The organism is Mitsuaria sp. TWR114, assembly GCF_007997345.1.
On sequence record NZ_VOSR01000392.1, the window covers coordinates 1 to 2,461 of the forward strand.

General features: G+C 72.5%; 2 protein-coding genes. Both read right to left on the minus strand.

The window, feature by feature from the left end:
* On the minus strand, positions 1–870 hold an 870-nt coding region (locus tag FUT87_RS14850; RefSeq protein ID WP_255511851.1), incomplete at its 3' end, for a glycosyltransferase.
* A 106-nt stretch (positions 871–976) separates the two neighbouring features.
* Entirely contained in the window at positions 977–2,206 is a 1,230-nt protein-coding gene (locus FUT87_RS14855; RefSeq protein ID WP_147241515.1) for a glycosyltransferase family 4 protein, read from the minus strand.
* Positions 2,207–2,461: the final 255 nt, after the last annotated feature.

The following is a 2,461-nucleotide window of genomic DNA, read 5'->3' on the forward strand; positions in this document are numbered from 1 at the left end:
CTCGATGCCGGCCTCGCGCGCGATGCCGCGCAGCCGTCCGATCTCCGGCGTGCGGGTCTCGTCGGGCTGCGTCGATTCACCGCCGACGACCAACAGCCGCCACGGCCGCCGCTCCGGCATGCGGTGCAGATGCGCCACCGCGCGGATCACGTTGTCCACGCCCTTGCGCGGCACCAGGCGGCCGAGCTGCAGCACGATGAACTCGTCCTCGCGCAGATGCAGCCGTCGACGGGCCTGCAGCTTGTCGCCCGGGCCGAACTCCTCCAGGTCCACGCCGCAAGGCACCTGCGCGATGCGGTCGGCGGGCGCGCCGCAGTGGGCGACCAGGTCGGCCGCATCCTGCGGGCACTCGGCGATGACGCAATCGGCCTCGCAGGCGATGCGCCGCTCCAGATCGATGCGCTCGGCCGGGAACTTGTCGGCTTCCTTCTGATGCAGGCGCCGCACCGCGCCCAGCGCGTGGAAGGTCTGCACCAGCGGAAGGTTCAGCTGGCGCTGCAGCCGCAGCCCCACGACGCCCGACATGAAGAAGTTCGCATGCACCACGTCATAGCGCAGGCTGCGGCGCATCAGCCGCAACGCCTCGCTGCCGAAGGCCCGCATGTAGGGCAGCAGCTGCTCCTTGGGCACGAACTCCGGCGGCCCGGCATCGATGTGGAGCACCCGCACGCCCGGCCGCATGTCGACGGCCGTGGGCAGCGCGCGCTGGTCGCGCCGGGTGAGCACGTCCACATGGTGGCCGCGCCGCGCCAGCGCCGCCGCCACATGGGACACGTAGACGTTCTGGCCGCCAGCGTCGACGCCGCCCTGCTGGGCCAGCGGCGAGGCGTGTTCGCTGATCAGCGCGACTCTCAAGGGGGCTTCGATCATGACTGCTCCTGCTGTTCGCATTCGCTTCTGGAAAGGCAAATGACATGCCGTCCGTTTGGACGGGGTTTCGCACGGTCGCTGTCCCGACGTGGCGACAGGCTCGTGTTCATCGGGTCTTTCGGCCGCCGACAGTGCCGCCGGCCATGCGCGGCTCGCGCGCGACCGTCAGCGCCGATGGGGCGGCGGCGGCCGGCCGCGCGAGGAGGCGCATCCGATCGGCCAGCCGCTGCAGCGCGTGATCGAGCCGGTGATGCCGCTCCATCCGCGTCCGCGCGGCCTGCCCCATGCGCTGCCGCAGCTCATGCAGCGTCAGCGTCTGGTGCATGCGGCCGGCCAGGTCTTCGTAGTCGCGCGGCGCCACCAGCCAGCCGGTGCTACCGTGCGCGACGATCTCCGGCACCCCGCCGACGCGCGTCGCCACGACCGGCAGACCGCTGGCCATGCCCTCCATCAGCGCCAGTGGCATCGCCTCGGAGTTGGAGCTGGACACCAGCAGGTCGAGGTCGTGGAAGACCGGGCGAACGTCGTCGACGCCGCCCATCACATGGATGCGCGCCCCCAGGCCCTGCGCCGCGATCGCGTCGCGCAGCTGCGTCTTCATCGGTCCCTCGCCGACCAGCACCGCATGCGCGTCCGGCAAGCGCTGCAGCAACAACGCCGCGGCGCGCACGAAGACCTCGGGTGCCTTCTCCGGCGACAGCCGGCCGACGAAGCCGGCGACCAGCGCCTCCGGCGCGAGGCCCAGCGTCGCGCGCAGGCCGTCGCCCGGCCTCGGCCCGGGCCGGAAGGCCTCGACGTCCACGCCATTGGGTTCCAGGCTCAGGCGGCCGCGATCGACGCCGAGTCCCAGCGCGTGGTAATAACTCTGCCGGCAGACGACGCTCAGATGGCTGCCCACCAGCCGGTGGATCTCCAGGTCGGGCAGGATCACCTGCCGGCCGTGGATCGTCGTCATCGCCGGCACTCCGGCCAGGCGCGCCGCCAGGCCCGCCAGCAGGTGCGCATTGGGCAGGTGCGCATGGACCAGGTCCACCCGCTCGGCCGCGATCATCGCGGCCACCATCTGGATCGAGGACCAGGGCGGGTCCTCCGGCATCGGGACGACGCCGATCTCGCCGCCGACCGCGCGAATGCGTTCCGCGAAGTCGCCCTCTGACGGGCACAGCACGGTGAAGCGGAAATCGCCGGTGCCGCCCAGTCCGGCCACGAGCCGCTCCACGCAGCGTTCCATGCCGCCGACGATGCCGTTGCCGACGACCTCCAGCACATGCAGGGGCGCGGGGGTGGCCGGCGACGGCGGCACCGGGCGCACGGGACTGTCCGAGGGAAGGTCCATGGTGACGAAGCGAAGTGGAGGAAGAGAAGGCGCAGCGGCTCAGGGTCGGAGACGGCCTCAGCAGCACACCGGCCGCCACGGGCGCGGCGCGTAGTCGCCACCGCCACCGCCGCCGCCCGTGCCTGCCAGCAGGCCCGCGTGCGGGCGTTCCGCGTTGGGTCCGGCGTGGGTGCTCGCGTGAGCGCCGGCGTGGGTTCCGGCCGTGGCCGCAGTCCGAGCCATGCAGCAGCGGTGCCGCTCCACAGGCGCTCGCGC

Coding starts and splice junctions, on each gene's coding strand:
- FUT87_RS14855 (WP_147241515.1), bottom strand. CDS start 2,206: ATGGACCTTCCCTCGGACAGTCCCGTGCGCCCGGTGCCGCCGTCGCCG.